General features: G+C 62.7%; 19 protein-coding genes and 1 pseudogene. 8 read left to right on the forward strand and 12 right to left on the reverse strand.

The window, feature by feature from the left end:
* Positions 1-53 precede the first annotated feature (53 nt).
* Entirely contained in the window at positions 54-524 is a 471-nt protein-coding gene (ybaK, locus tag GV002_RS18690; protein ID WP_160019784.1) for a Cys-tRNA(Pro) deacylase, read from the reverse strand.
* Between the two features lie 98 nt (positions 525-622).
* On the opposite strand from ybaK, the gene GV002_RS18695 reads away from it, so the two are divergent.
* From GV002_RS18695 to bfr, 3 genes are all read left to right on the forward strand, one after another.
* Entirely contained in the window at positions 623-1,381 is a 759-nt protein-coding gene (locus tag GV002_RS18695) for a DeoR/GlpR family DNA-binding transcription regulator (protein WP_160019785.1), read from the forward strand.
* A gap of 187 nt (positions 1,382-1,568) precedes the next feature.
* Complete coding sequence (glpD, locus tag GV002_RS18700; RefSeq protein WP_160019786.1) at positions 1,569-3,098, forward strand: glycerol-3-phosphate dehydrogenase; 1,530 nt, start codon at positions 1,569-1,571, stop codon at positions 3,096-3,098.
* Between the two features lie 269 nt (positions 3,099-3,367).
* Complete coding sequence (gene bfr, locus GV002_RS18705) at positions 3,368-3,838, forward strand: bacterioferritin (protein WP_003462607.1); 471 nt, start codon at positions 3,368-3,370, stop codon at positions 3,836-3,838.
* 119 nt (positions 3,839-3,957) lie between these two features.
* Here bfr and GV002_RS18710 read toward each other — a convergent pair whose 3' ends face one another.
* Positions 3,958-7,032: an efflux RND transporter permease subunit gene (locus GV002_RS18710; RefSeq protein WP_160019787.1), complete on the reverse strand. Its 3,075-nt coding sequence runs from the start codon at positions 7,030-7,032 to the stop codon at positions 3,958-3,960.
* A 6-nt stretch (positions 7,033-7,038) separates the two neighbouring features.
* Complete coding sequence (locus GV002_RS18715; RefSeq protein WP_160019788.1) at positions 7,039-8,142, reverse strand: efflux RND transporter periplasmic adaptor subunit; 1,104 nt, start codon at positions 8,140-8,142, stop codon at positions 7,039-7,041.
* A gap of 91 nt (positions 8,143-8,233) precedes the next feature.
* Between GV002_RS18715 and GV002_RS18720 the strand changes: the two genes are divergently transcribed.
* A complete protein-coding gene (locus tag GV002_RS18720; protein WP_160019789.1) occupies positions 8,234-8,869 on the forward strand; it encodes a TetR/AcrR family transcriptional regulator in 636 nt (211 codons plus the stop codon).
* A gap of 11 nt (positions 8,870-8,880) precedes the next feature.
* On the opposite strand, the gene GV002_RS18725 is transcribed toward GV002_RS18720, so the two are convergent.
* The gene (locus GV002_RS18725; protein WP_160019790.1) at positions 8,881-9,666 is read right to left on the reverse strand and encodes a class I SAM-dependent methyltransferase; all 786 of its coding nucleotides are present in this window, start codon (positions 9,664-9,666) and stop codon (positions 8,881-8,883) included.
* A 106-nt stretch (positions 9,667-9,772) separates the two neighbouring features.
* Between GV002_RS18725 and GV002_RS18730 the strand changes: the two genes are divergently transcribed.
* The gene (locus GV002_RS18730; protein WP_256667132.1) at positions 9,773-10,540 is read left to right on the forward strand and encodes a hypothetical protein; all 768 of its coding nucleotides are present in this window, start codon (positions 9,773-9,775) and stop codon (positions 10,538-10,540) included.
* A 126-nt stretch (positions 10,541-10,666) separates the two neighbouring features.
* Here the strand turns inward: GV002_RS18730 and GV002_RS18735 are convergent, their stop codons facing one another.
* The 7 genes from GV002_RS18735 to ppc all read right to left on the reverse strand — a co-directional run bounded on the left by GV002_RS18735 (position 10,667) and on the right by ppc (position 18,260).
* Positions 10,667-11,368, reverse strand: a complete 702-nt coding sequence (locus GV002_RS18735; protein ID WP_160019792.1) for an extensin family protein — start codon at positions 11,366-11,368, stop codon at positions 10,667-10,669.
* A 12-nt stretch (positions 11,369-11,380) separates the two neighbouring features.
* The gene (locus GV002_RS18740) at positions 11,381-12,250 is read right to left on the reverse strand and encodes a DUF72 domain-containing protein (protein WP_160019793.1); all 870 of its coding nucleotides are present in this window, start codon (positions 12,248-12,250) and stop codon (positions 11,381-11,383) included.
* Positions 12,251-12,292: 42 nt separating this feature from the next.
* Positions 12,293-12,637, reverse strand: coding sequence for a hypothetical protein (locus tag GV002_RS18745; protein ID WP_160019794.1), 345 nt, complete (start codon positions 12,635-12,637; stop codon positions 12,293-12,295).
* 113 nt (positions 12,638-12,750) lie between these two features.
* Positions 12,751-13,434: a tRNA (adenosine(37)-N6)-threonylcarbamoyltransferase complex dimerization subunit type 1 TsaB gene (gene tsaB / locus GV002_RS18750; protein WP_160019795.1), complete on the reverse strand. Its 684-nt coding sequence runs from the start codon at positions 13,432-13,434 to the stop codon at positions 12,751-12,753.
* Between the two features lie 376 nt (positions 13,435-13,810).
* Positions 13,811-14,572: a 5'-nucleotidase, lipoprotein e(P4) family gene (locus GV002_RS18755; RefSeq protein ID WP_160019796.1), complete on the reverse strand. Its 762-nt coding sequence runs from the start codon at positions 14,570-14,572 to the stop codon at positions 13,811-13,813.
* A 180-nt stretch (positions 14,573-14,752) separates the two neighbouring features.
* Positions 14,753-15,400: an adenylate kinase gene (gene adk, locus GV002_RS18760; RefSeq protein WP_017675094.1), complete on the reverse strand. Its 648-nt coding sequence runs from the start codon at positions 15,398-15,400 to the stop codon at positions 14,753-14,755.
* Positions 15,401-15,623: 223 nt separating this feature from the next.
* Positions 15,624-18,260 carry a phosphoenolpyruvate carboxylase gene (gene ppc, locus GV002_RS18765; protein ID WP_160019797.1) on the reverse strand — a complete coding sequence of 879 codons (2,637 nt, stop codon included), beginning with the start codon at positions 18,258-18,260 and terminating at the stop codon, positions 15,624-15,626.
* Between the two features lie 167 nt (positions 18,261-18,427).
* Between ppc and GV002_RS18770 the strand changes: the two genes are divergently transcribed.
* From GV002_RS18770 to GV002_RS18780, 3 genes are all read left to right on the forward strand, one after another.
* Entirely contained in the window at positions 18,428-18,772 is a 345-nt protein-coding gene (locus tag GV002_RS18770) for a pilin assembly protein (RefSeq protein ID WP_160019798.1), read from the forward strand.
* Between the two features lie 416 nt (positions 18,773-19,188).
* Positions 19,189-19,602, forward strand: coding sequence for a DUF4398 domain-containing protein (locus GV002_RS18775; protein WP_178094727.1), 414 nt, complete (start codon positions 19,189-19,191; stop codon positions 19,600-19,602).
* 47 nt (positions 19,603-19,649) lie between these two features.
* Positions 19,650-20,435 carry an OmpA family protein gene (locus tag GV002_RS18780; protein ID WP_160019800.1) on the forward strand — a complete coding sequence of 262 codons (786 nt, stop codon included), beginning with the start codon at positions 19,650-19,652 and terminating at the stop codon, positions 20,433-20,435.
* A 190-nt stretch (positions 20,436-20,625) separates the two neighbouring features.
* Here GV002_RS18780 and GV002_RS24385 read toward each other — a convergent pair.
* Positions 20,626-20,867, reverse strand: a pseudogene (locus GV002_RS24385) (IS110 family transposase); the annotation flags it as partial.
* Positions 20,868-20,910 lie beyond the last annotated feature (43 nt).

The following is a 20,910-nucleotide window of genomic DNA, read 5'->3' on the forward strand; positions in this document are numbered from 1 at the left end:
TTCGCTGCTGTTGACCGCAGAGTGGCTTATTCACTGGCAGCATACTGCGCGGTTCAGGCTTTGCCGATAGCGGCGAAGTGTCCTTGGGTATGCTGCGCCAGAGTCTCTGCCGAGAGCTCCAGCTCCAGCCCGCGCCGGCCGCCGCTGACGTGAATGGTTGGATGCCGACGTGCCGATTCGTCAATAAAGGTGCGCAAGCGTTTCTTCTGCCCCAGCGGGCTGATGCCGCCGACCAGATAACCCGTGGCGCGCTGCGCGGCATTCGGGTCGGCCATATCGGCCTTCTTCACGCCAGCCGCTGCGGCCAGCGCCTTGAGATCGAGACTGCCGACCACCGGCACCACCGCCACCAGGAGTTCGCCTTTCTCGGTCGCCGCGAGCAGGGTCTTGAACACGCATTCGGGCGCCAGACCGAGCTTTTCCGCCGCTTCCAGCCCATAGGACGGCGCCTTGGGGTCATGCTGATAGCTATGCACACGGTGTTCGGCCTTGGCCTTCTTCAACAGATCGATTGCTGGAGTCATGTTCGAATGTGAAAACGCTGTGAAAGATACCCTACATTAACAGGCCGAAATCCTCCGTATCTACAGCCTATAATGGGTGACCATCACAGGAAGCGCTCATGAATCTCGCTCCCCGCCAGCACGACATCCTCAACCTCGCCCGCGAGCGCGGCTACGTCAGCATCGACGAGCTGGCTCAAGCCTTCGCCGTTACCCCACAGACCATTCGCCGCGATATCAACCAGTTGGCCGAGCACGGTCTGTTGCGCCGCACCCATGGTGGCGCGGCGTGCGAATCGTCGAGCATTCAGAACACCGCCTACGGCATGCGCGCCGGGCAGATGCGCGAGGAAAAACAGCGCATCGCTGAAGCCGTGGCGGCACAGATACCCGATCACGCCTCGCTGTTCATCAACATCGGCACGACCACCGAGGCCATCGCCCGCGAACTGCAGAACCACAAGGGCCTGAAGGTCATCACCAACAACCTGCACGTCGCCGCCCAGCTCAGCGCCAAGGCCGACTTCGAAGTGTTGGTGGCCGGCGGTACGGTGCGCAGCGACGGCGGCATCGTCGGTCAGGCCGCGGTGGATTTCATCCAGCAGTTCAAGGTCGATTACGCCATCGTCGGCATCAGCGGTATCGACGACGATGGCAGCCTGCTCGATTTCGACTATCAGGAAGTGCGGGTTTCCCAGGCCATCATCGACAACGCGCGGCAGGTTCTGCTTGCGGCCGACTCCAGCAAGTTCGGCCGCAACGCGGTGGTGCGCCTGGGCTCCATCGCGCTGGTCGACCGCGTCTTCACCGATAGCGCGCCCTCTGCCGCCATCATCCGCCTGCTGCACAGCCACAAGGTTCAGCTCGATCTGGTCTGATCAGAGAGGTTGGCAGGTACTCACACAGGGCGGGTGAAACCCGCCAGCCTACCCACGACGAGTCCCCCCGCCCTGCAACTTCCCGTAACCGCCCAGCGCGCCGGGGTAGCGAAACTGCGCATCTTCGTCTAGCATATTTTCGAAAGTGAACATCAACACATTCGAATCCAATAGCCGAGCGTGCCACATGCCCCATGACCAGTTCGCCAGCCCTGTTGCGGAAGTCTATGACCTCGCCGTCGTTGGCGGTGGTATCAATGGCGTGGGTATCGCCGCCGATGCAGCCGGTCGCGGCTTGTCCGTGTTCCTTTGCGAAAAGGACGACCTGGCCAGCCACACCTCCTCTGCCAGCAGCAAGCTGATCCACGGCGGTCTGCGCTATTTGGAGCACCACGAATTTCGTCTGGTACGTGAGGCGCTGGCCGAGCGTGAAGTGCTGCTGGCCAAGGCGCCGCATATCGTCAAACCGATGCGCTTCGTCCTGCCGCACCGTCCGCACTTGCGCCCAGCATGGATGATCCGCGCCGGCCTGTTCCTCTACGACCACCTGGGCAAGCGCGAGCGCCTGCCGGCTTCGCGCGGCGTGTGTTTCGGCGCCGGTAGCCCGTTGAAAGCGGAAATCAGCCGCGGTTTCGAATATTCCGACTGCTGGGTGGACGATGCTCGCCTGGTGGTGCTCAACGCCATGGCCGCACGGGAAAAAGGCGCGCACATTCACCCGCGCACGCGCTGCGTCAGCGCCCGACGCAGCAAGGGCCTATGGCATATCCACCTTGAGCGCAGCGACGGCAGCCTGCTGTCCATTCGCGCCCGCGCTCTGGTCAACGCCGCCGGCCCCTGGGTCGCGCGCTTCATCCGTGAAGACCTCAAGCAGCAATCGCCGTACGGCATTCGCCTGATCCAGGGCAGCCATATCGTCGTGCCGCGCCTGTATGACGGTGAGCAGGCCTACATCCTGCAGAACGAAGACCGCCGCATCGTCTTCGCCATTCCGTATCTGGAGCGCTTCACCCTGATCGGCACCACTGACCGCGAATATCAGGGCGACCCCGCACAGGTGACGATCACCGCCGAGGAAACCGACTATCTGCTCAAGGTGGTCAACGATCACTTCAAGCAACAGCTCAGCCGCGACGATGTGCTGCACAGCTTCGCGGGCGTGCGACCGCTGTGCGATGACGAATCCGATGAGCCATCGGCCATTACCCGTGACTACACCCTGTCGCTCTCCGGTGCGCCGGGCGAAGCGCCACTGCTTTCGGTGTTCGGCGGCAAGCTGACCACTTATCGCAAGCTGGCCGAGTCCGCCATGCAGGAACTGGCCGCGCATTTCACCAACCTGGGCCCGAGCTGGACAGCCAGCGCGCCGCTTCCCGGTGGCGAGGATCTGCAAAGCCAGAGCGCCCTGGTCGAAGCGCTCTGCGAACGCTATGGCTGGCTACCCACCAGCCTGGCCAGACGCTGGGCCACCAGCTATGGCAGCCGCAGCTGGCGCCTGCTCGATGGCGTACACAACCTTACCGACCTCGGCGAACATCTCGGCGCCGGGCTCTACACCCGCGAAGTGGAATACCTGCGTCGTGAAGAATGGGCGCGCAGCAGTGCCGACATTCTCTGGCGGCGCAGCAAACTGGGCCTGTTCATGACTCCGGTGCAGCAGGCCCGCCTGCAGGACTACCTGAACAGCCGCGACCCGCATTCGGCTCACGCCGCCTGAATTCTGCGTGCCCCATGCCCCGCCTTGCGGGGCTTTTTTATGGGCACGAAAAAATAAAATATCGACGTCACTTATCCGTTTCAGTCAGCGCAGAACTTTCAGTAACTTTTTTATTGCATTGATTCAATAACTTGGCGTCGTGATGCGGAATAAAAACATTCTTATTCAGTTTTATTTTTACTTATGTTTCAACTACTTAAGTTTGACATAAGAGAAAACCAGGCCGAAAATTCGAGATCATCACGGTCATTGAAGCAGCAGGAGCGGTCATGAAAGGCGACAAGAAGGTCATTCAACACCTGAACAAGATTCTTGGTAACGAACTGGTCGCCATCAACCAGTACTTCCTGCATGCGCGCATGTACGAAGATTGGGGCCTGAAGAAACTCGGCGAGCACGAGTACCACGAGTCCATCGACGAGATGAAGCATGCCGACAAACTGATCAAGCGCATTCTCTTCCTCGAAGGTATTCCCAACCTGCAGGACCTGGGCAAGATCCTGATCGGTGAAAACACCAAGGAAATGCTCGAGTGCGACCTGAAGATCGAGCACAAGGCACACGGTGACCTGAAGGCCGCCATCGCCTATTGCGAGAGCATCGGTGACTACGCCAGCCGCGAACTGCTCGAAGAAATCCTCTGCTCCGAAGAGGATCACATCGACTGGCTGGAAACCCAGCTCAGCCTGATCGAAGCCGTCGGCCTGCAGAACTACCTGCAATCGCAGATGGACGAATAAGTCCGATCCGCTCGACGAAAAACGGGAGCCACTGGCTCCCGTTTTTTATGGCTATCCCGAATCTCGTGGAAGGGGCGCAAGCCGCGATAGCAAGTCGCCGCTGAAGCGCCTCCCACGACTCAACGCGCCTCGCTCTCCCTGACCCGGAACCACGCTGCATACAGTGCCGGCAGGAACAGCAGGGTCAGCGCCGTCGCGACCACCAGACCGCCCATGATGGCCACCGCCATCGGCCCGAAGAACACGCTGCGCGACAGCGGAATCATCGCCAGCACCGCTGCCAGTGCAGTGAGCACGATGGGTCGGAAGCGCCGCACCGTGGCCTCGATGACGGCGTGCCAGCGATCCAGCCCGCTGCTGATGTCCTGTTCGATCTGATCGACCAGAATCACCGAGTTACGCATGATCATCCCGGCCAGGGCGATGGTGCCGAGCATGGCGACGAAGCCGAACGGCTGGCGGAAGATCAACAAGAACAGGGTGACGCCGATCAGGCCCAGCGGTGCGGTGAGAAATACCATCGCCGAGCGCGAGAAGCTCTTGAGTTGCAGCATCAAAAGCGTCAGCACCACCACGATGAATAGCGGCACACCTGCATTCACCGACTTCTGCCCACGGGTTGAGTCTTCTACCGTACCGCCCACCTCCAGCAGATAACCATCGGGCAGCTCGGCGCGGATCGGCTCGAGCGTCGGCAGTATCTGCTGGGTCAGACTGGCCGGCTGCTGCTTGCCATACACATCAGCACGTACGGTGACGTTGGGCAGGCGATTGCGGTGCCAGATGATGCCTTCCTCGAAGCCGTATTCCAGCGTCGCCACCTGCGACAGCGCCACGCTGCGGCCGCTGTCGGTCGGCACCGCCAAGCTCGGCAGCAGGCTTAGCGCCTTGCGTTCCTGCGGCGTACCGCGCTGAAGAATCTCGATCAGCTCATTGCCCTCTCGGTACTGGCTGACGCTGGTACCGGACAGCGAGCCCTGCAAAAAGCGCGACAGCTCGGCGGTGTTGACCCCCAGGGCACGGGCACGATCCTGATCGATATTGAGGATCACCACCTTGCTCGGTTCTTCCCAGTCCAGGTGCACGTTCACCACATGCGGGTTTTCGCGCACCTTGTCCGCCACCTGACGAGCCAGGGCGCGCACCTCGTCGATATGCTCGCCACTGACACGGAACTGGATCGGGTAGCCCACGGGCGGCCCGTTCTCCAGGCGGCTGACGCGGCTGCGCAGGGACGGAAACTCATCGTTCATGACCTGGATCAGCCAGCTACGCAGACGCTCACGCTCCTCGATGCTCGAAGCCAGCACCACGAACTGAGCGAAACTCGCCGCCGGTAACTGTTGATCCAGCGGCAGGTAGAAACGCGGCGAGCCGGTGCCGACATAGGCCACGTAGTTGTCGATGCCAGGCTGCTCCTTGAGCAGCTTCTCCAGGCGATGCACTTCGGCTTCGGTGGCGCTCAGTGAGGCGCCCTCCTCCAGCTTGATGTCGACCATCAGCTCCAGGCGCCCGGAGGCCGGGAAGAATTGTTGCGGCACGAAGCGGAACAGCAGCACCGAGGCGACGAACAGCGCAATGGTCAGCAGGATCACGACGCCACGACGGCGCACGCACCACTCCACCGTGGCGCGAACACGGCGGTAGAAGGGAGTCGAATAAGGGTCATGACCGCCTGCGCTGCCACCGTGTTTCGCCGCGTGCAACTTGGCCAGATCGGGCAGCAGCTTGTCGCCAAGATAGGGCACGAACATCACCGCCGCGATCCATGAAGCGATCAGCGAAATGGCCACCACCTGGAAGATCGACCGGGTGTATTCGCCCGTACCGGACTGCGCGGTGGCGATGGGCAGAAAGCCCGCAGCGGTGATCAAGGTACCGGTGAGCATGGGAAACGCCGTGCTGGTCCAGGCGAAGCTGGCGGCCTTGAAGCGGTCGTAGCCCTGCTCCATCTTGATCGCCATCATCTCCACCGCGATGATCGCGTCGTCCACCAGCAGCCCGAGGCCGAGCACCAGCGCGCCGAGAGAAATCTTGTGCAGGCCGATGCCCAAGTAGTACATGGCGGCAAACGTCATCGCCAGCACCAGCGGAATCACCAGCGCCACCACCAGGCCAGTGCGCACGCCCAGGGAGAAGAAGCTGACCGCGAGCACGATCACCAGCGCCTCCACCAGCACCTTGACGAACTCGCCCACGCCGGTTTTCACCGCCGCCGGTTGATCCGACACCTTGCGCAGCTCCATGCCCAACGGCAGCGTCTGTTGCAGGCGGGCGAACTCACCTTCCAACGCCTTGCCCAGCACCAGAATATCGCCGCCGTCCTTCATCGCCACGGCAATACCGATGGCGTCCTCGCCCATGAAGCGCATGCGCGGCGCGGGTGGATCGTTGAAGCCGCGCTTGACCTCGGCCACGTCGGCGATGCGGAACGTACGATCGGCGACGCGAATGGGGAAATCGCGAATTTCCTCCACCGACTCGAAGCGCCCGGTCACACGCAGTTGAATACGCTCGCTGGCGGTTTCGAAGAAACCGGCAGCCGCGACCGCATTCTGCGCCTCCAGCGCCTGCTGTACGGCCGACAACGGCAGGCCGAGGGTCGCCAGCTTGGTGTTGGACAGTTCGATCCAGATCTTCTCGTCCTGTAGCCCCACCAGCTCGACCTTGCCCACATCCTTGACCCGCTGCAGTTGCAGCTGCAGGCGGTCGGCGTAGTCCTTGAGCACCGCGTAGTCAAAACCGTTGCCAGTCAGCGCATAGATATTGCCGAAGGTGGTGCCGAACTCGTCGTTGAAGAACGGTCCCTGGATACCGGGCGGCAATGTGTGGCGAATGTCGCTGATCTTCTTGCGCACCTGATACCACAGCTCGGGAATCTCGGCGCTGCGCATGGAATCGCGTGCCATGAAGGTGACCTGCGATTCACCCGGGCGGGAGAAGCTGGTGATACGGTCATACTCGCCGGTCTCCATCAACTTCTTCTCGATGCGCTCGGTGACCTGGCGCGATACCTCTTCAGCGCTGGCGCCCGGCCAGTTGGTGCGAATCACCATGGCCTTGAAGGTGAACGGCGGGTCTTCGCTCTGACCCAGCTTGGTGTAGGACAGTGCACCGACCACGGCGAACAGCAGCATGATGTAGAGGACGATCTGGCGATGGCGCAGCGCCCAGGCAGACAGGTTGAAGCTCATGCAGGCTTACTCCTTGGCTGCCAGTTCGACATTGCGATTATCCCGATCGACAGGGCGTACCTGCTGGCCCTCGCGCAGAATCTGCACCCCGGCGGCGACCACCCAATCGGAAGCGGCCAGCCCCTCCAGCACTGGCACACGATCATCACCATAGGCGCCGACACGGACCGGACGGCGTTGCACGATGTGCTCCCTGGGATCGACTACCCAGACGAACGCTTGCCCCTGCTCGGCGCTGAGTGCCGACAGTGGCACCGCCAGCGGTACCTCGCCATTACTGGCGATGAATACCCGCGCGCTCTGCCCCAGTTCGGCCGGCACCTTGCCTTCGGTGAACGCGACACGGGCGGCGAAGGTGCGCGATTGTGGATCGGCCGCCGGCGCCATCTCGCGGATGCGCCCAGGGAAACGCTGATCAGGCTGCGACCACAGTTCGACCTCGACCACCTGACCCATCTCGAAACGACCGAAGCCCTGCTCCGGCAGGCTGATCGACACCTCGCGCTCACCATCGGCAGCCAGGGTGACCACCGTCTGCCCCGCCGCCACCACCTGCCCCACCTCGACCGCACGGCGGGCGATCACGCCGTCCTGCGGGGCCCGCAGCACGGCATAGTCGGTCTGATTGCGGGCCACGTCGTATTCAGCCTTGACCTGCTTCAGACGCGCTTCGCCAGCACGGTACTGATTCTCGACGTTGTCGAACTGCGAGCGGCTGACCAGATTGCGCCCGAGCAACGCCTTGTAGCGCTCACGCTCGGCGCGCACGGTCTGCAGGTTGGCCTCGGCTGCCGCCATCTGCGCGCGTATGGCTTCCAGTTGCAGGCGCACGTCCTGGGGGTCCAGTTCGGCCAGTGGCTGATCCTTCTTCACCCGGTCGCCGACATCCACCATGCGCTTGCTGACCTTGCCGGCGATGCGGAAGGCCAGCTCCGGCTCGTAGCGTGCACGCACCTCGCCCGGATAGCTGTCGACCAGCGCGGTAGCCGGCTGCGGCTGCACCACCATGGCAGGACGGATCGGTTGCTCCACCTGCTCACCGTTACCGCAGGCAGACAGCAGGAAGACGAGACCCAGAGAAGCAACAAGCGGGAGAACGTGGCGGGACATGTGTAAGACCTTTCGGAGAAGGTTTGGAATATTTGTACTGGCGGGTATAGTAAAAATAGCAAACTCGCCAGTCCAGTATTAAAATCCGCCAATGCCTGACAAGTTGTTACAACCTTCCGGCCCCGGCCGTCCGAAGGATCCCGCCAAACGTCGTGCCATCCTCGAGGCAGCCAAGAGTCTGTTCCTGCGCAACGGTTACGACGGCAGCAGCATGGACGCCATCGCCGCCGAAGCAGGCGTTTCCAAGCTCACGGTTTACAGCCACTTCACCGACAAGGAGACCCTGTTCTCTGCGGCGATCAAGGCCAAGTGCGAAGAGCAGCTTCCCGAACTGCTGTTCGAACTGCCGGATAACGTGCCGCTGGAGAGTCAACTGCTGGGCATTGCGCGCGGCTTTCTAGCGCTGGTCAACAGCCGTGAATCGGTGGAAATGCACCGCATGATGATCAATCTGGCCAGCCAGGGCTCGAAGCTGTCGCAGCTGTTCTACGAAGCCGGCCCGAAGCGGGTGCAGGAAGAGATGGAAGTGCTACTGCACAAGGCTGCCGAGCGCGGCCTGCTGAGCCTGGATAATCCGCATCTGGCCGCCGATCACTTCTTCAGCCTGCTCAAGGGCGGCGCGCATTTCCGCCTGCTGATCGGTTGTGGCGAACCCCTGGAGGGTGAAGCCGCCGAGCACCATGTACAAGATGCGGTGCAGCTGTTTCTGCGCGCTTACCGGCCCTGAACCTGCGGTGCCTATGCGCCGGCTTCCAGCTTCTTCTTCGGGTAAATGTCATAACGACTGGACTTGCCTTCCAGCACGTAGCCCGGCTTGCCACCTTCGATTGCCGGAGCCTTGCGCGGGCGCTTGACCACTACGCGATGAGTGGCCAGCGCCAGCGCCGCTTCGAGCAACGCCGGCGCATCCAGGTCATCGCCGACGAACGGACGGAACAGACGCATTTCCTTCTTAACCAGCGCACTCTTGTCGCGATGCGGGAACATCGGATCGAGGTAGATCACCTGCGGCGCCTCCCCCTGCCAGCTGCGCATCAGCTCGATGGCGTTACCGGTAAGCAGATGCATGCGCGCCACGATGGGCGCCACGTCGAGGTTCAGCGCCGCACGCTGCAGACCGTCCTCCAGTAACGCCGCCACCAGCGGCTGACGCTCGATCAGCGTCATCTCGCAGCCCAGGCTGGCCAGCACGAACGAGTCGCGCCCCAGCCCCGCCGTCGCGTCGAGAATACGCGGACGAATACCCGACTGTACGCCCACCGCCTTGGCGATCATCTGCCCGCTGCCACCACCGAACTGGCGTCGATGCGCCGCTGCGCCCTCGACGAAATCCACCCGCACCGGGCCAGGCGCCTTGTCGCCCAGCTCCACCAGTTGCAGCCCGTCGTCTCCCAGCTGCAGAGCGAACTCGGTTTCCCCCTCTTGCGCCAAGCCCAGGCGCGACGCCCACCGGGCGGCTGCTTCAGCGTACTGGGGGTGCAGGGCTTGGATACGGATGCTGGCGTTGTGCCGCTCGTCGGTCATTGGCTCGTTCTGCTCAAAAATCACTCAAAGCATCGACCACGCGGCCGATATCGAAGAAGCGGCATTCTGCCAGACCCGGCCGCCGACAGCCGCATCGAGAGTGAACATGTTCGACGCCCTCTCCGCCCCACGCCCAAGCAGCAGCTCCGCCAGCCATCGTCGTCTCGATGAAGAGCTCGACAGTGTGGCGCACGAATCCATCAACTATCAGATTCTGCGCCGCACTCTGGGTATCGAAGACGAGCAGAAACCCGGTGAGGTCGCTCGTGAACTGCGGGAAACCGCCGAGCCACCTGCCGTCTCCAGCAGCGCCGCCGTCGTCAGCCAGGCGGTAATCGATCAACGCGGCCTGGAGCTGAATGTCAGCGTGGGCCAGGCGACCCAGCAGGTCGACCCGCTGGTGCTGGATCTGGCCGGCAACGGTTTTTCAACCAGCGGTCTCAGCCGCCCGGTACGCTTCGACCTGGACGCCGATGGACGTATGGACTCGATCAGCGTACCCACCGGTGACGACGCACTACTGGCGCTGGATCGTAACGGCAACGGACGTATCGACGATGGCCGCGAGCTGTTCGGCGATCAGCATGGCGCTGCCAATGGCTTCGCCGAACTGGCGCGCTTCGACGACAACGGCGACGGCCGTATCGATGCGGCCGACGCGGTATTCGACCAGCTGCGTCTGCTGCGTTTCGATGCCCAGGGCCGCCAGCAGTTGCAGACACTCGGCGAAGCAGGCGTCAGCACCATCGACCTGCGCGCCCGCGACGTCAGCATCGCCCTGGGCGCTTACGACCGGATCGCCCAGCTAGGCCGGTTCGAGTTCGCCGATGGTCGCAGCGGGCAGGCGGCCGATCTGCTGTTGGCCAAGCGCTAGTCGCGCCAGGCAGGCATGCGGGTAGGGTGCGCCATGCGCACCGGGAATACTGTGGTGCTTGCTCGGTGCGCACGGCACACCCTACGCAAAGCCGCCCGACCGCCAGTTGATCCGTGACATCCCGCGCTAGCGACACATCCGCCACATACCCATATCCACATGAAAGTGATCGCGATGGGCGGTGTTGTAGTCCGGCCCCAGCGTCAGGTTGAAAGTGTCGCAGGCCGCTTGCTGCACCAGGCGCAGAAAGCGTGCCTTGTCGCCCTGCCCCGGCCAGTCACGCAGCACGCCGATGTGCTGGCCGTCACGCAGACGGAAGCCGACCATATCCAGCGCGTTGGCATAGGAATGCTGACTGGGCCGCTGACTACCGGCAATGCTGCGACAGGCGAAGCTGCCGACATGCTCGACGCGGGTCACCGGCTGGCCGAACACCGCCTGCGCAGCCGGCTGCAGCCCATGTCGCTCGAACAGGGCAAAACTCACCGCCAGCGAGCAGGTGGCCATGAAGCTACTGCTCAGGCCAACGCTGGCACCCTGGATGCGCACGGCGTTCTCCACCGGGCAGCCCGGGTGTGGCGTGCTGTCGGCCAGACGGATGAAACGCAGCCCGGACGTCGCCAGCGCCAGGTCGCACAACTCGCGATCCTCGCTCAAACGCCAGAGCTTGAAAGGGGTCAGCAGATTCGGCACCTCTCGAACATCCAGCGGCGCCCAGGGGTTGAAGCGCGGCGCTACATCCAGCCATCCGCGCCACAGAGCCACCAGTAGCGCTGCGCCCAAGAGCAGGGAGAGCAACAGCAAACGGCCGATTATCCGTATCAGCATATTCATCCTCCATCAGAGCAAGCCGAGCTGCTCCAGTTCCGGTTCCGTGTGCAATACCGGCAGTTCGGGCAAGCCTGGCAGCCGCAGCATCAATTGTTCATGAAACCTCCGCGCCAGCTCAGGTGCCAGGCGGTTATCCGAGGTGTGAGCGAATACGTAGGGGGACAGCCCCTGCTCGATCCAACCGGCGACCTTATCCAGCCAGGGCTGCATGAAGGGGTCGTTGGCCAGTAACTCGGGATGACCGATGAAGCGCAACTGCGGGCCCTGACTGAACGCAGTGGGCCGAGTCGGCAGGCGCGGTTTCTTCCCCTGCGCATACAACACGGCGGGCTCCTGCGAATCGCAGCTGAACAGCGCACGCGAATCCAGGCAGATACGCTCGATACCACGCTCGTGCAGCAGGCGATTGAGCACGCGCTCGGCATCGCCCTTGGCGAAGAATTCCGGGTGGCGCACTTCTATCGCCAGAGACCAGTCCCCCCAATGCTCGATGAACGCCGCCAGCTCCGCCAACCGCGACGGTCCGAAGCTGGCCGGCAGCTGCAGCCAGTAAGGCGCTACCCGTTCGCCGAGCGGCGCCAGCAACTGGCGAAACTGCGTGACCTCATCCAGTTGCTGGCAGAGATCCTCGCTATGACTGATGTCTCGCGGCAACTTGGCGCAGAAGCGAAAGTGCATCGGCATCGCCTGCGCCCAGCGCGCCACCGTTTGCTCGCTGGGCCTGGCGTAGAACGTTGTGTTGCCTTCCACCGCGTTGAACACCTCGGTGTAGCGGCTGAGAAACTCGGTTGGCCGGGTATCCTGCGGATACAGCGTGGCTCGCCAGGCAGCTTCGCTCCAGGACGGACAACCAAGGTAATAGGGAAGCGCAGCGCTCATCGATCTGTTTAGCGGACCTGGCTGAGAGGGCGTGAAACGGGGTTACGCGTAGAGATCGAGCCCGAGCACTTCCTGCGCATCGTACTCGCTGGCGTAAGCGGCGGTGGTGCTGTAGCTGGCCAGCGCCTGAGCGGCACGGTTACTCAGCGTAGGCTGTTGATAACCGAGGTCCTGCGAGCGGGTCGGCAGGCTATCGGTGTTACTGCTGCTGGCCTGCACACGGCGAATCTGCGGTGTCTGCTCCAGACCCTGGCTGCTGGCCGGGGCAGCCGGCTGTTCGCGCTGAGCCTCGACCTCCCGCTGCGCCTCACGATAGGGCGTGACCGCGGTGCCCGAACGGGGGCCGCGATCTGGCGAGTAGGAAGGTAGGTAACCGTCGATCCGCATCTAGGACTGCTCGGTGGGCTCGGCTGAACAAGGGACAGTGCTGGCAATGTAGCGGCGGGCATCGTCCTTGGCAAATGCCAAGGGGATTCTGACGCCAGGCATCCGACCAGTTGTCATGCCGGCGGCGCTTTCGGCGTGGCGACCTGGTCACGCAGGTACACCGGCTGCGCCTGATCAGCGGGCACCGCCTCGCCACGCGCCCAGGCAAAGCGGGCCAGGCTCAGCAGGTCTTCGGCATGTGGCAGCATGCTGCCATCCATGCTCGTTGGCGTGAGGGCGATACGCGCGGCGAAGGTGCCCCAACCGGTGCCGGCGCCGAACCACTCGCCCTCGCTGCCACGCGGCGCCTCGGCTTGCTCCGGCGGCAACACTGCCTCCTGACCGAGCAGACGCATCTCGCCAGCCTCGGCGCGGTAGCAGCCCCAATAGACTTCGTCCATGCGTGCATCGATGGCAGCTGCGACCTGGGTCGCGCCCTGCTCACGCAGCGCACGCTGAGCCAACACGGCGAGATTGGAGACCGGCAGCACCGGTCGATCCAGGGCAAAGGCCAACCCCTGCACCACGCCGATAGCGATGCGCACACCAGTGAATGCACCAGGGCCACGGCCGAAGGCGATGGCATCCAGCGCCGATGCGGCGATACCCGCCTCTCCCAGCAGTTGCTGAATCATCGGCAACAGGCGCTGCGCGTGCATGCGCGGGGCGACTTCGTAGTGGCTGAGCACGCGACCATCGTGCAGCAGCGCGACGGAGCAGGCTTCGGTAGCGGTATCGAGGGCCAGGAGAGTGGTCATTGCATTCGGACAGCTGAAGAAAAAGAGCCGGCATTAGACCGGCTCGACAACATTTTTTCCAGCGCCATGACGGCGCCTGACTTGCGCAGAGCGACCGACGGGCGCCCTTAGAGCCTGCTCAAAGTCTCGCGAGCTAGAGCAATGCAAGGCGCAACGACCAACGGGAGTAACAGCCGAAGGCTGGCCCGAAGGGTGAGCGCCAGCGAATCAAACAGGCGAGGAACGGTCGGAGTCGCGGGCGACTGTACTTTTGTACATGAGCATTACTCGCTGCGCTCGCCCTGCGGGCCGTCCTGCGGACGTTCAGTGACAAGTCACTGTCCGAGCCTGTTTTTAACGCGGCAGGGCCGACGCGCAGCAGACTTTGAACAGGCTCTTACCAGGGCTCGACCACCGGCTCGGCATCCCAGCCTTTGAGCGGCGCCTTGGACCAGGTGCCGTAGCCGGCATTGGGGAACACGATCCACTCGACGCCCCACTTGTCCGACTCTTCGGCAACGGTATTGCGCTGTGCGTCGAGCGGTGTCTTGCGGAAGCGTGCGTCGAAATCATGCAGCGTGTCACCCAGCAGCAGGATGATCTGATGATCGGCGCTGACGATGGCGCGGCGCTCGACCTTGGGCGGCCCGAGCAGCAGCACGCTCTCCTCCGACACCTGCGGCAGACCCAGCTTGCTCAGCGTGGCCAGGGTGTACTTCTTCTGCTCGTCGGCGCGGTCGGAGATGTAGCGGATGGTCACGCCGAGCGTGTCGGCGTGCTCGAGGAATTTCTTCGCACCTGGGATCAGCACGGGAGTGCCGTCACGCTCCCACGGCAGCCAGGTGTCCCAGGCGTCGTACTGGTGACAGTTGGCCAGATCGCGCGCCAGCAGGGCGCTGTTGTCGATCACGGTTTCATCGAGATCGGTGACGATAGCCAGCTTCGATGGATCCTTCGCCGCCGCCACAGCCTTGTCGAGTTTCTCCGTGGCGATGTTGTAGGCCTGCAACTGCAACGCCTGGATTTCCGCGGACTGCTGCTGAAAGCGCAAGCCCATGGTGAATTCGGCGACGGAACAATTCGTCGCGGTGTCGGCAAATGCCGGCGGAGTGGCCAGCAGCGATACCGCAAGGCCCAGCCAGATGCGTTTCTCGGTCATTGAATGCCCTCTTCCTTATAGGTTATCGACACGCCCCGACGCAGGCCGGAGGCTGCATCGTCGATACTAGCCGGCACACGTTGCGCGGCCATGCTTGAGAGCGACCTGAACGTATCAGGTTCCATAAACGAACAAGGCCCCTTGCGGGGCCTTGTCATGATGACAGCTGGAGATCTGAACTCAGTCCAGAGCCGCCAGAGTCTTCGCGGTGATCTCTTCGACGCTGCCGACACCCGGAATATGGCTGTATTTCGGGGTACCGGATGCAGCGGAGAGTTTCTGATAGAAGTCCACCAGCGGCTTGGTCTGCGAGTGGTAGACGGACAGGCGATGACGCACGGTTTCTTCCTTGTCGTCTTCGCGCTGAACCAGCTCTTCACCGCTGATGTCGTCCTTGCCGGCAACCTTTGGCGGGTTGTACTCGGTGTGGTAGACGCGGCCGGAAGCCGGGTGAACACGGCGGCCAGACAGACGCTTGACGATCTCCTCGTCTTCCACGGCGATTTCAACCACGTGATCCAGAGCGACGCCAGCATCACGCAGCGCTTCGGCCTGCGGAATGGTGCGCGGGAAACCATCGAACAAAAAGCCATTGGCACAGTCGGCCTGAGCGATGCGCTCCTTGACCAGATTGATGATCAGGTCGTCGGAGACCAGACCACCAGCGTCCATCACGCTCTTGGCCTTCAGACCAAGCTCGGTGCCAGCCTTGACCGCAGCACGCAGCATGTCGCCAGTGGAGATTTGCGGAATGCCGAATTTCTCGGTGATGTAGCGAGCCTGGGTACCTTTGCCGGCACCGGGCGCCCCCAGCAGAATCACGCGCATCGATGTGCTCCTCAAGAGTTATGTAGTAATCGGTCGGACTCGCCTCGTGGGGCCAATCTCTTGAATGTAGTGCGGCAGCCGTAGCGGCCAAAAGGCTGCTCAAGATACACAGCGCACCCCAGGCGCACAAGCCGCCAAAAGTCGGATAAAAACCCTCCTCCCGGCGGCCTGGACCTGCTTCGCGGCGCAGGTCAGGCAGTTGTCCACCAGTGCCCGCTGCCCTTCACCCCGTGTTGCGCAAGCCCGCTGCAATACCGGCAACGCTGACCAGCAAGGCCTGTTCGAGAGGGCTCTCCGGCGCCTGTTCACGTTGCCGGCAGCGCGCCAGCAGCTCAGCCTGCAACAGGTGCAGCGGGTCTAGGTAGGTGTTGCGCACGCTGATCGATTCCAGGGTTTCCGGGTTGTGCGCGAGCAAACGCGACTGACCGGTCAGTTCCAGCACGGCAGCACACGCCTGCGACAATAGGTCGCGTAACTGCGCCCCCAGCGCCTGCAGCGCCGGTTCGACCAGACGCTCGTCATAGAGGGCGGCAATACTGGCGTCTGCCTTGGTCAGGACCATCTCCAGCATGTCGATGCGCGTACGGAAGAACGGCCATTGCTCGCGCATGCTTTTCAGTAGCTCAGCATCACCGCCTTGCAGGGCTTGCCCCAATGCCTGCTCCCAGCCGAGCCAAGCCGGCAGCATCAGACGCGTCTGTGTCCAGGCGAAGATCCACGGGATCGCCCGCAAGCTCTCAACGCCGCCTTCGCGCCGCTTGGCCGGACGACTGCCCAGCGGCAAGCGCCCGAGCTCCTGCTCCGGCGTGGCCTGGCGGAAATATTCGACGAACTGTGGATGCTCGCGCACCACCCCGCGATAGGCCTTCACCCCGACATCGGCAAGGCAATCCATCATCGCCCGCCAGCTCGGTTCCGGCGCCGGTGGCGGCAGCAGCGTGGCTTCCAGCACTGCTGCGAGATAGAGATTGAGGTTCTGCTCGGCGATATCCGGGAGACCGAACTTGAAGCGGATCATTTCCCCCTGCTCGGTGGTGCGGAAACGCCCCGCCACCGAGCCGGGCGGTTGCGACAGGATGGCCGCGTGAGCAGGGCCACCACCACGGCCAACGGTGCCACCGCGACCGTGGAACAGCAGCAGTTCGACCTGATGCTCGCGACACAGACGCACCAATTCCTCCTGGGCACGGTACTGCGCCCAGGCTGCGGCGGTTGTACCGGCGTCCTTGGCCGAATCGGAATAACCGATCATCACTTCCTGCGGGCCATGCAGGCGCGCGCGATAGCCGGGCAACCCCAGCAGGCGGTCGATCACCGGCCCGGCATGATCCAGATCGGTCAGGGTTTCGAAAAGTGGCACCACCCGTATCGGTCGGCGCAACCCGGCCTCTTTCAGCAGCAGTTGCACGGCCAGCACGTCGGAGGCGGCACCGGCCATGGAAATCACGTAGGAGCCCAGCGATGCGGCAGGAGCTGCGGCCACCTCACGGCAAGTCGCCAGCACTTCGGCAGTATCGGCCGAAGGGCGATAGTCGCTTGGCAGCAGTGGCCGGCGGTTTTCCAGCTCGCGCTGGAGGAAGCTCAGGCGCGTCTCCTCGTCCCATTCGGCGTAGCGACCGAGGCCCAGGTAATCGGTGATTTCCGACATCGCCGCAGCGTGCCTGGCGGAATCCTGGCGAACATCGAGGCGGACCAGAAACAGGCCGAAAGTGGCTGCTCGACGCAGGCAATCGAGCAGCGGACCATCGGCGATGACGCCCATACCGCAGGCATGCAGCGACTGGTAGCAGAGCTGCAGCGGCGCCAGCAGATCATGGTTGTCACGTAACACTGCAGCACTGGGCGCCACCTCGGCAGTGAGCGCCTGCTGCGCCCAGCTGCGCGTTTCGCGCAGACGCTCACGAAGCTGCTTGAGCAATGCGCGGTAGGGTTCGACACTGTCGCCTACCTGCGCACGCAGTTCGTCACTGGCCTGCTGCATGGACAGCTCCGCAGCCAGATTGTCGATGTCGCGCAGATAGAGATCGGCGGCCATCCAGCGCGCCAGCAGCAATACCTCGCGGGTCACGCGCGCGGTGACATTGGGGTTGCCGTCACGGTCGCCGCCCATCCACGAGGCGAAACGAATCGGCGCGGCCTCCAACGGCAGGCGCAGGCCGGTGGCAGCCTGCAGGCTCTGATCGGCGCGGCGCAGGAACTGCGGCACAGCCTGCCACAGCGAATGCTCGATGACGGCGAAGCCCCATTTGGCCTCGTCCACCGGACTGGGCCGGCTGCGGCGGATTTCTTCGGTGTGCCAGGCCTCGGCGATCAGCCGCTGCAGGCGCTGGGCAATACGTTCACGTTCTGTTGGCAACAGATCGCTGTGATCCAGTGCCGTCAGTTGCGCGGCGATGGCATCGTATTTCTGGATCAAAGTACGTCGCGCCACTTCGGTCGGGTGCGCAGTCAGCACAAGTTCGATGTCCAGGCGCCCCAGCTGGCGCGCCAGTTCATCGCTGCCCTGCCCGGCGGCGAGCAGGCGTTCGAGCAGCTCGTCGAGCACGCGCAATTCGAACGGCTCGGGCTCACCGGCACGGCGGCGACGCACGCGATGCTGCTGCTCGGCGATGTTGGCCAGGTTGAGAAACTGATTGAAGGCCCGTGCCACTGGTAACAGTTCGTCGTCACCCAAGTCCCCCAGGGTGCTGGTCAACTGCTCGGCACCCGCGGCAGAGCCACGACGACCGGCCTTGGCCGACTTGCGTATGCGTTCGATCTTGTCGAGAAACTCGTCGCCCAATTGGGTGCTGATGGTATGCCCGAGCAGTTCGCCGAGCAGGTGCACCTCTTCACGCAGGCGCGCATCGATTTCCGCCATGTCGCACTCCTTATCCTGTTCAGTGTCAACAGAGTGCACAGCACGCCAACTTCTTACAAGGGTGCGACGCGTACCCAGGCAGGCATGCGTGCTGGGACTAGGCTTACTGACAGGGGCAGTGGATGCGCTAGCCGGCATCAGCTGCGCCACCCGTGAGGAGTGACGACATGAGAATTCGCGAACTGGCAAAACACTGGGAACAGAATGCCAAGGGGCACCTGACCCCAACCCGTTATCACATTCACCTGGATGTCGAGTCGGCCGCTCGCCTGGCGGCGCTCACCGAGATGTACCCCAAGCACCACAGCGAGGAACTGCTAGGCGAGCTGATCGGTGCGGCGCTTGAGGAACTCGAGGCCAGCCTGCCCTATGTGCGCGGCAGCAAGGTCGTGGCACTGGACGAACAAGGCGACCCGCTCTACGAGGATATAGGGCCAACACCGCGCTTTCTGGCGCTGTCGCGCAAATACCTGCGTGAGCTCAGTGAAATGGGCAAGGATACGAGCCACTGATGTTGGAAAGGCGCTCGCTCGTTCGATATATCGTTCAAATTCGCTTGCTTAGAGCCTGAACGTCGAATATCCAAGCTGCTTAACGCAACAGCGACAGCGAACCTGGACGTTCCAGGGGCGCCTTTGTCGCGCCCGCCACCAGCCTGCCAACAGCTCAAAACCCAGTATCCATAATGGATTGAGGTTTCCTGACGAACCTCACCGCCCGCTTCAAGGGCTACCAGAGCAGCGATTAACTGACTGATCGGTCATCAAAAAAATCATGAGCTAACTGTCTTTTTTTCTGAACCATTCGAAAAACGAGCGGGTCCCAACTGCAGGCCATCGTGGCACGCCAATATCGCCAAGACCCTTGGTAGACGAGCAGCACGATGGACCAATTGCCACGGATATCGTCGTTCATAGGAGTGTTTCAAATGGAGTTAGCCGCCATGAAGACCCATACCGAGAAAGCCCCACGCAGCCGCCTGCACGGGATCAAACTGACCGCCCTGGCACTGGGTAGCAGCCTGGTACTCGCTGGCTGTGCGGGTAACCCGCCCAGCGAACAATACGCCGTGACGCAGTCTGCCGTGAACTCGGCAATCAGCGCAGGCGGTACCGAGTTTGCCGCCGTGGAAATGAAGTCCGCGCAGGACAAGCTCAAAGAAGCCGAACTGGCCATGCATGAGGAAGAGTACGAGAAGGCCCGCCGCCTGGCTGAACAGGCTGAGTGGGACGCCCGACTCGCCGAGCGCAAGGCCCAGGCCGCCAAAGCCGAGCAGGCACTGCAAGACGCCCGTCAGGGTGTTCAGGAACTGCGTGAGGAAGGCATGCGTAACGCTCAGTGAGCGCCATGCACCCCACCCATTCGCTGACAGATCAAAGGATGAACGCCATGCGTAAACACGTGATGATCCCCGCCCTTCTTGCCCTGAGCGTCGGCCTGGCCGCTTGCTCGCACCAGCCCAATGCCAACCTGGAGTCGGCGCGTAGCAACTTCTCCTCCCTGCAGAGCGATCCGCAGGCGAGCAAGGTCGCAGCGCTGGAAACCAAGGAAGCCCAGGAATGGCTGAACAAGGCCGACAAGGCCTACATGGAAGAGGAAGACGAGAAGAAGGTCGACCAACTGGCCTACCTGACCAACAAGCGCGTCGAGGTGGCCAAGCAGACCATCGTCCTGCGCAATGCCGAAGCCGAGCTGAAGAATTCCTCGGCGCAGCGCGCCCAGGCCCTGCTCGATGCTCGCGATGCGCAAATCCGCAAGCTGCAGAACAGCCTCAACGCCAAGCAGACCGAACGCGGCACGCTGGTGACCTTCGGTGACGTCCTGTTCGACTTCAACAAGGCCGAACTCAAGAGCAGCGCACTGCCCAACGTCACCCAACTGGCGCGCTTCCTCCAGGAAAACCCGGAGCGTCAGGTGATCGTCGAGGGTTATACCGACAGCGTCGGCTCGGCCAGCTACAACCAGGGCCTGTCCGAACGTCGCGCCGAGTCCGTACGTCGCGCACTGATTCGCGCTGGCGTGGAGCCGACGCGCATCGTCGCCCAGGGTTATGGCAAGGAGTATCCGGTCGCGGACAACTCCAGTGACTCCGGTCGCGCACAGAACCGTCGTGTGGAGGTGACCATCTCCAACGACAACCAGCCGGTCGCTCCGCGTTCGGCTACCGGCGCCTGACAGCCAGCCGGAATGAAGAAACCCGCCTGATGGCGGGTTTCTTTTTGGTACATCGCATTTTCGCGGGGAGAATACGCTTGACACCGAACTGGCAATTACGTGTGAGCTTTCGATGACTTGGCACTCTCCATTAGCACGCCGCCTGGCTTGATGGGTTTCGCCCCTTACGGGCGAGCAACCGTGTTCAGCGTCAAGCCACTTGAGACCTGAAATGAGCCTGATCACGGAGCATCGCATTGAGGATGGTAAGCAATTTCCGCATGCAGGCGACGACCGCTACTTTGCCTGGTTTCCCCTGTTCCTTAAGTCGCCGGTAGAAGCTGTACACGACCTCGTTGTGGCTGCGAATGGCCGACAGCGTAGCCATGTAGAGCACCTTCCTGACTTCGGATCGTCCACCCCAGACTCGCCGGGTACCTCGGTAGTAGCCGCNCTAATGTTTTGCGCAATATAGTTCGCTCCATGGAAACGGTTA

Origin of the sequence: Pseudomonas sp. 8O (assembly GCF_902506495.1) — a bacterium.
Taxonomy (GTDB): Bacteria; Pseudomonadota; Gammaproteobacteria; order Pseudomonadales; family Pseudomonadaceae; genus Aquipseudomonas; species Aquipseudomonas chaetocerotis.

Coding starts and splice junctions, on each gene's coding strand:
- ybaK (WP_160019784.1), bottom strand. CDS start 524: ATGACTCCAGCAATCGATCTGTTGAAGAAGGCCAAGGCCGAACACCGT.
- GV002_RS18695 (WP_160019785.1), top strand. CDS start 623: ATGAATCTCGCTCCCCGCCAGCACGACATCCTCAACCTCGCCCGCGAG.
- glpD (WP_160019786.1), top strand. CDS start 1,569: ATGCCCCATGACCAGTTCGCCAGCCCTGTTGCGGAAGTCTATGACCTC.
- bfr (WP_003462607.1), top strand. CDS start 3,368: ATGAAAGGCGACAAGAAGGTCATTCAACACCTGAACAAGATTCTTGGT.
- GV002_RS18710 (WP_160019787.1), bottom strand. CDS start 7,032: ATGAGCTTCAACCTGTCTGCCTGGGCGCTGCGCCATCGCCAGATCGTC.
- GV002_RS18715 (WP_160019788.1), bottom strand. CDS start 8,142: ATGTCCCGCCACGTTCTCCCGCTTGTTGCTTCTCTGGGTCTCGTCTTC.
- GV002_RS18720 (WP_160019789.1), top strand. CDS start 8,234: ATGCCTGACAAGTTGTTACAACCTTCCGGCCCCGGCCGTCCGAAGGAT.
- GV002_RS18725 (WP_160019790.1), bottom strand. CDS start 9,666: ATGACCGACGAGCGGCACAACGCCAGCATCCGTATCCAAGCCCTGCAC.
- GV002_RS18730 (WP_256667132.1), top strand. CDS start 9,773: ATGTTCGACGCCCTCTCCGCCCCACGCCCAAGCAGCAGCTCCGCCAGC.
- GV002_RS18735 (WP_160019792.1), bottom strand. CDS start 11,368: ATGCTGATACGGATAATCGGCCGTTTGCTGTTGCTCTCCCTGCTCTTG.
- GV002_RS18740 (WP_160019793.1), bottom strand. CDS start 12,250: ATGAGCGCTGCGCTTCCCTATTACCTTGGTTGTCCGTCCTGGAGCGAA.
- GV002_RS18745 (WP_160019794.1), bottom strand. CDS start 12,637: ATGCGGATCGACGGTTACCTACCTTCCTACTCGCCAGATCGCGGCCCC.
- tsaB (WP_160019795.1), bottom strand. CDS start 13,434: ATGACCACTCTCCTGGCCCTCGATACCGCTACCGAAGCCTGCTCCGTC.
- GV002_RS18755 (WP_160019796.1), bottom strand. CDS start 14,572: ATGACCGAGAAACGCATCTGGCTGGGCCTTGCGGTATCGCTGCTGGCC.
- adk (WP_017675094.1), bottom strand. CDS start 15,400: ATGCGCGTGATTCTGCTGGGGGCGCCCGGTGCCGGCAAAGGTACCCAG.
- ppc (WP_160019797.1), bottom strand. CDS start 18,260: ATGGCGGAAATCGATGCGCGCCTGCGTGAAGAGGTGCACCTGCTCGGC.
- GV002_RS18770 (WP_160019798.1), top strand. CDS start 18,428: ATGAGAATTCGCGAACTGGCAAAACACTGGGAACAGAATGCCAAGGGG.
- GV002_RS18775 (WP_178094727.1), top strand. CDS start 19,189: ATGGAGTTAGCCGCCATGAAGACCCATACCGAGAAAGCCCCACGCAGC.
- GV002_RS18780 (WP_160019800.1), top strand. CDS start 19,650: ATGCGTAAACACGTGATGATCCCCGCCCTTCTTGCCCTGAGCGTCGGC.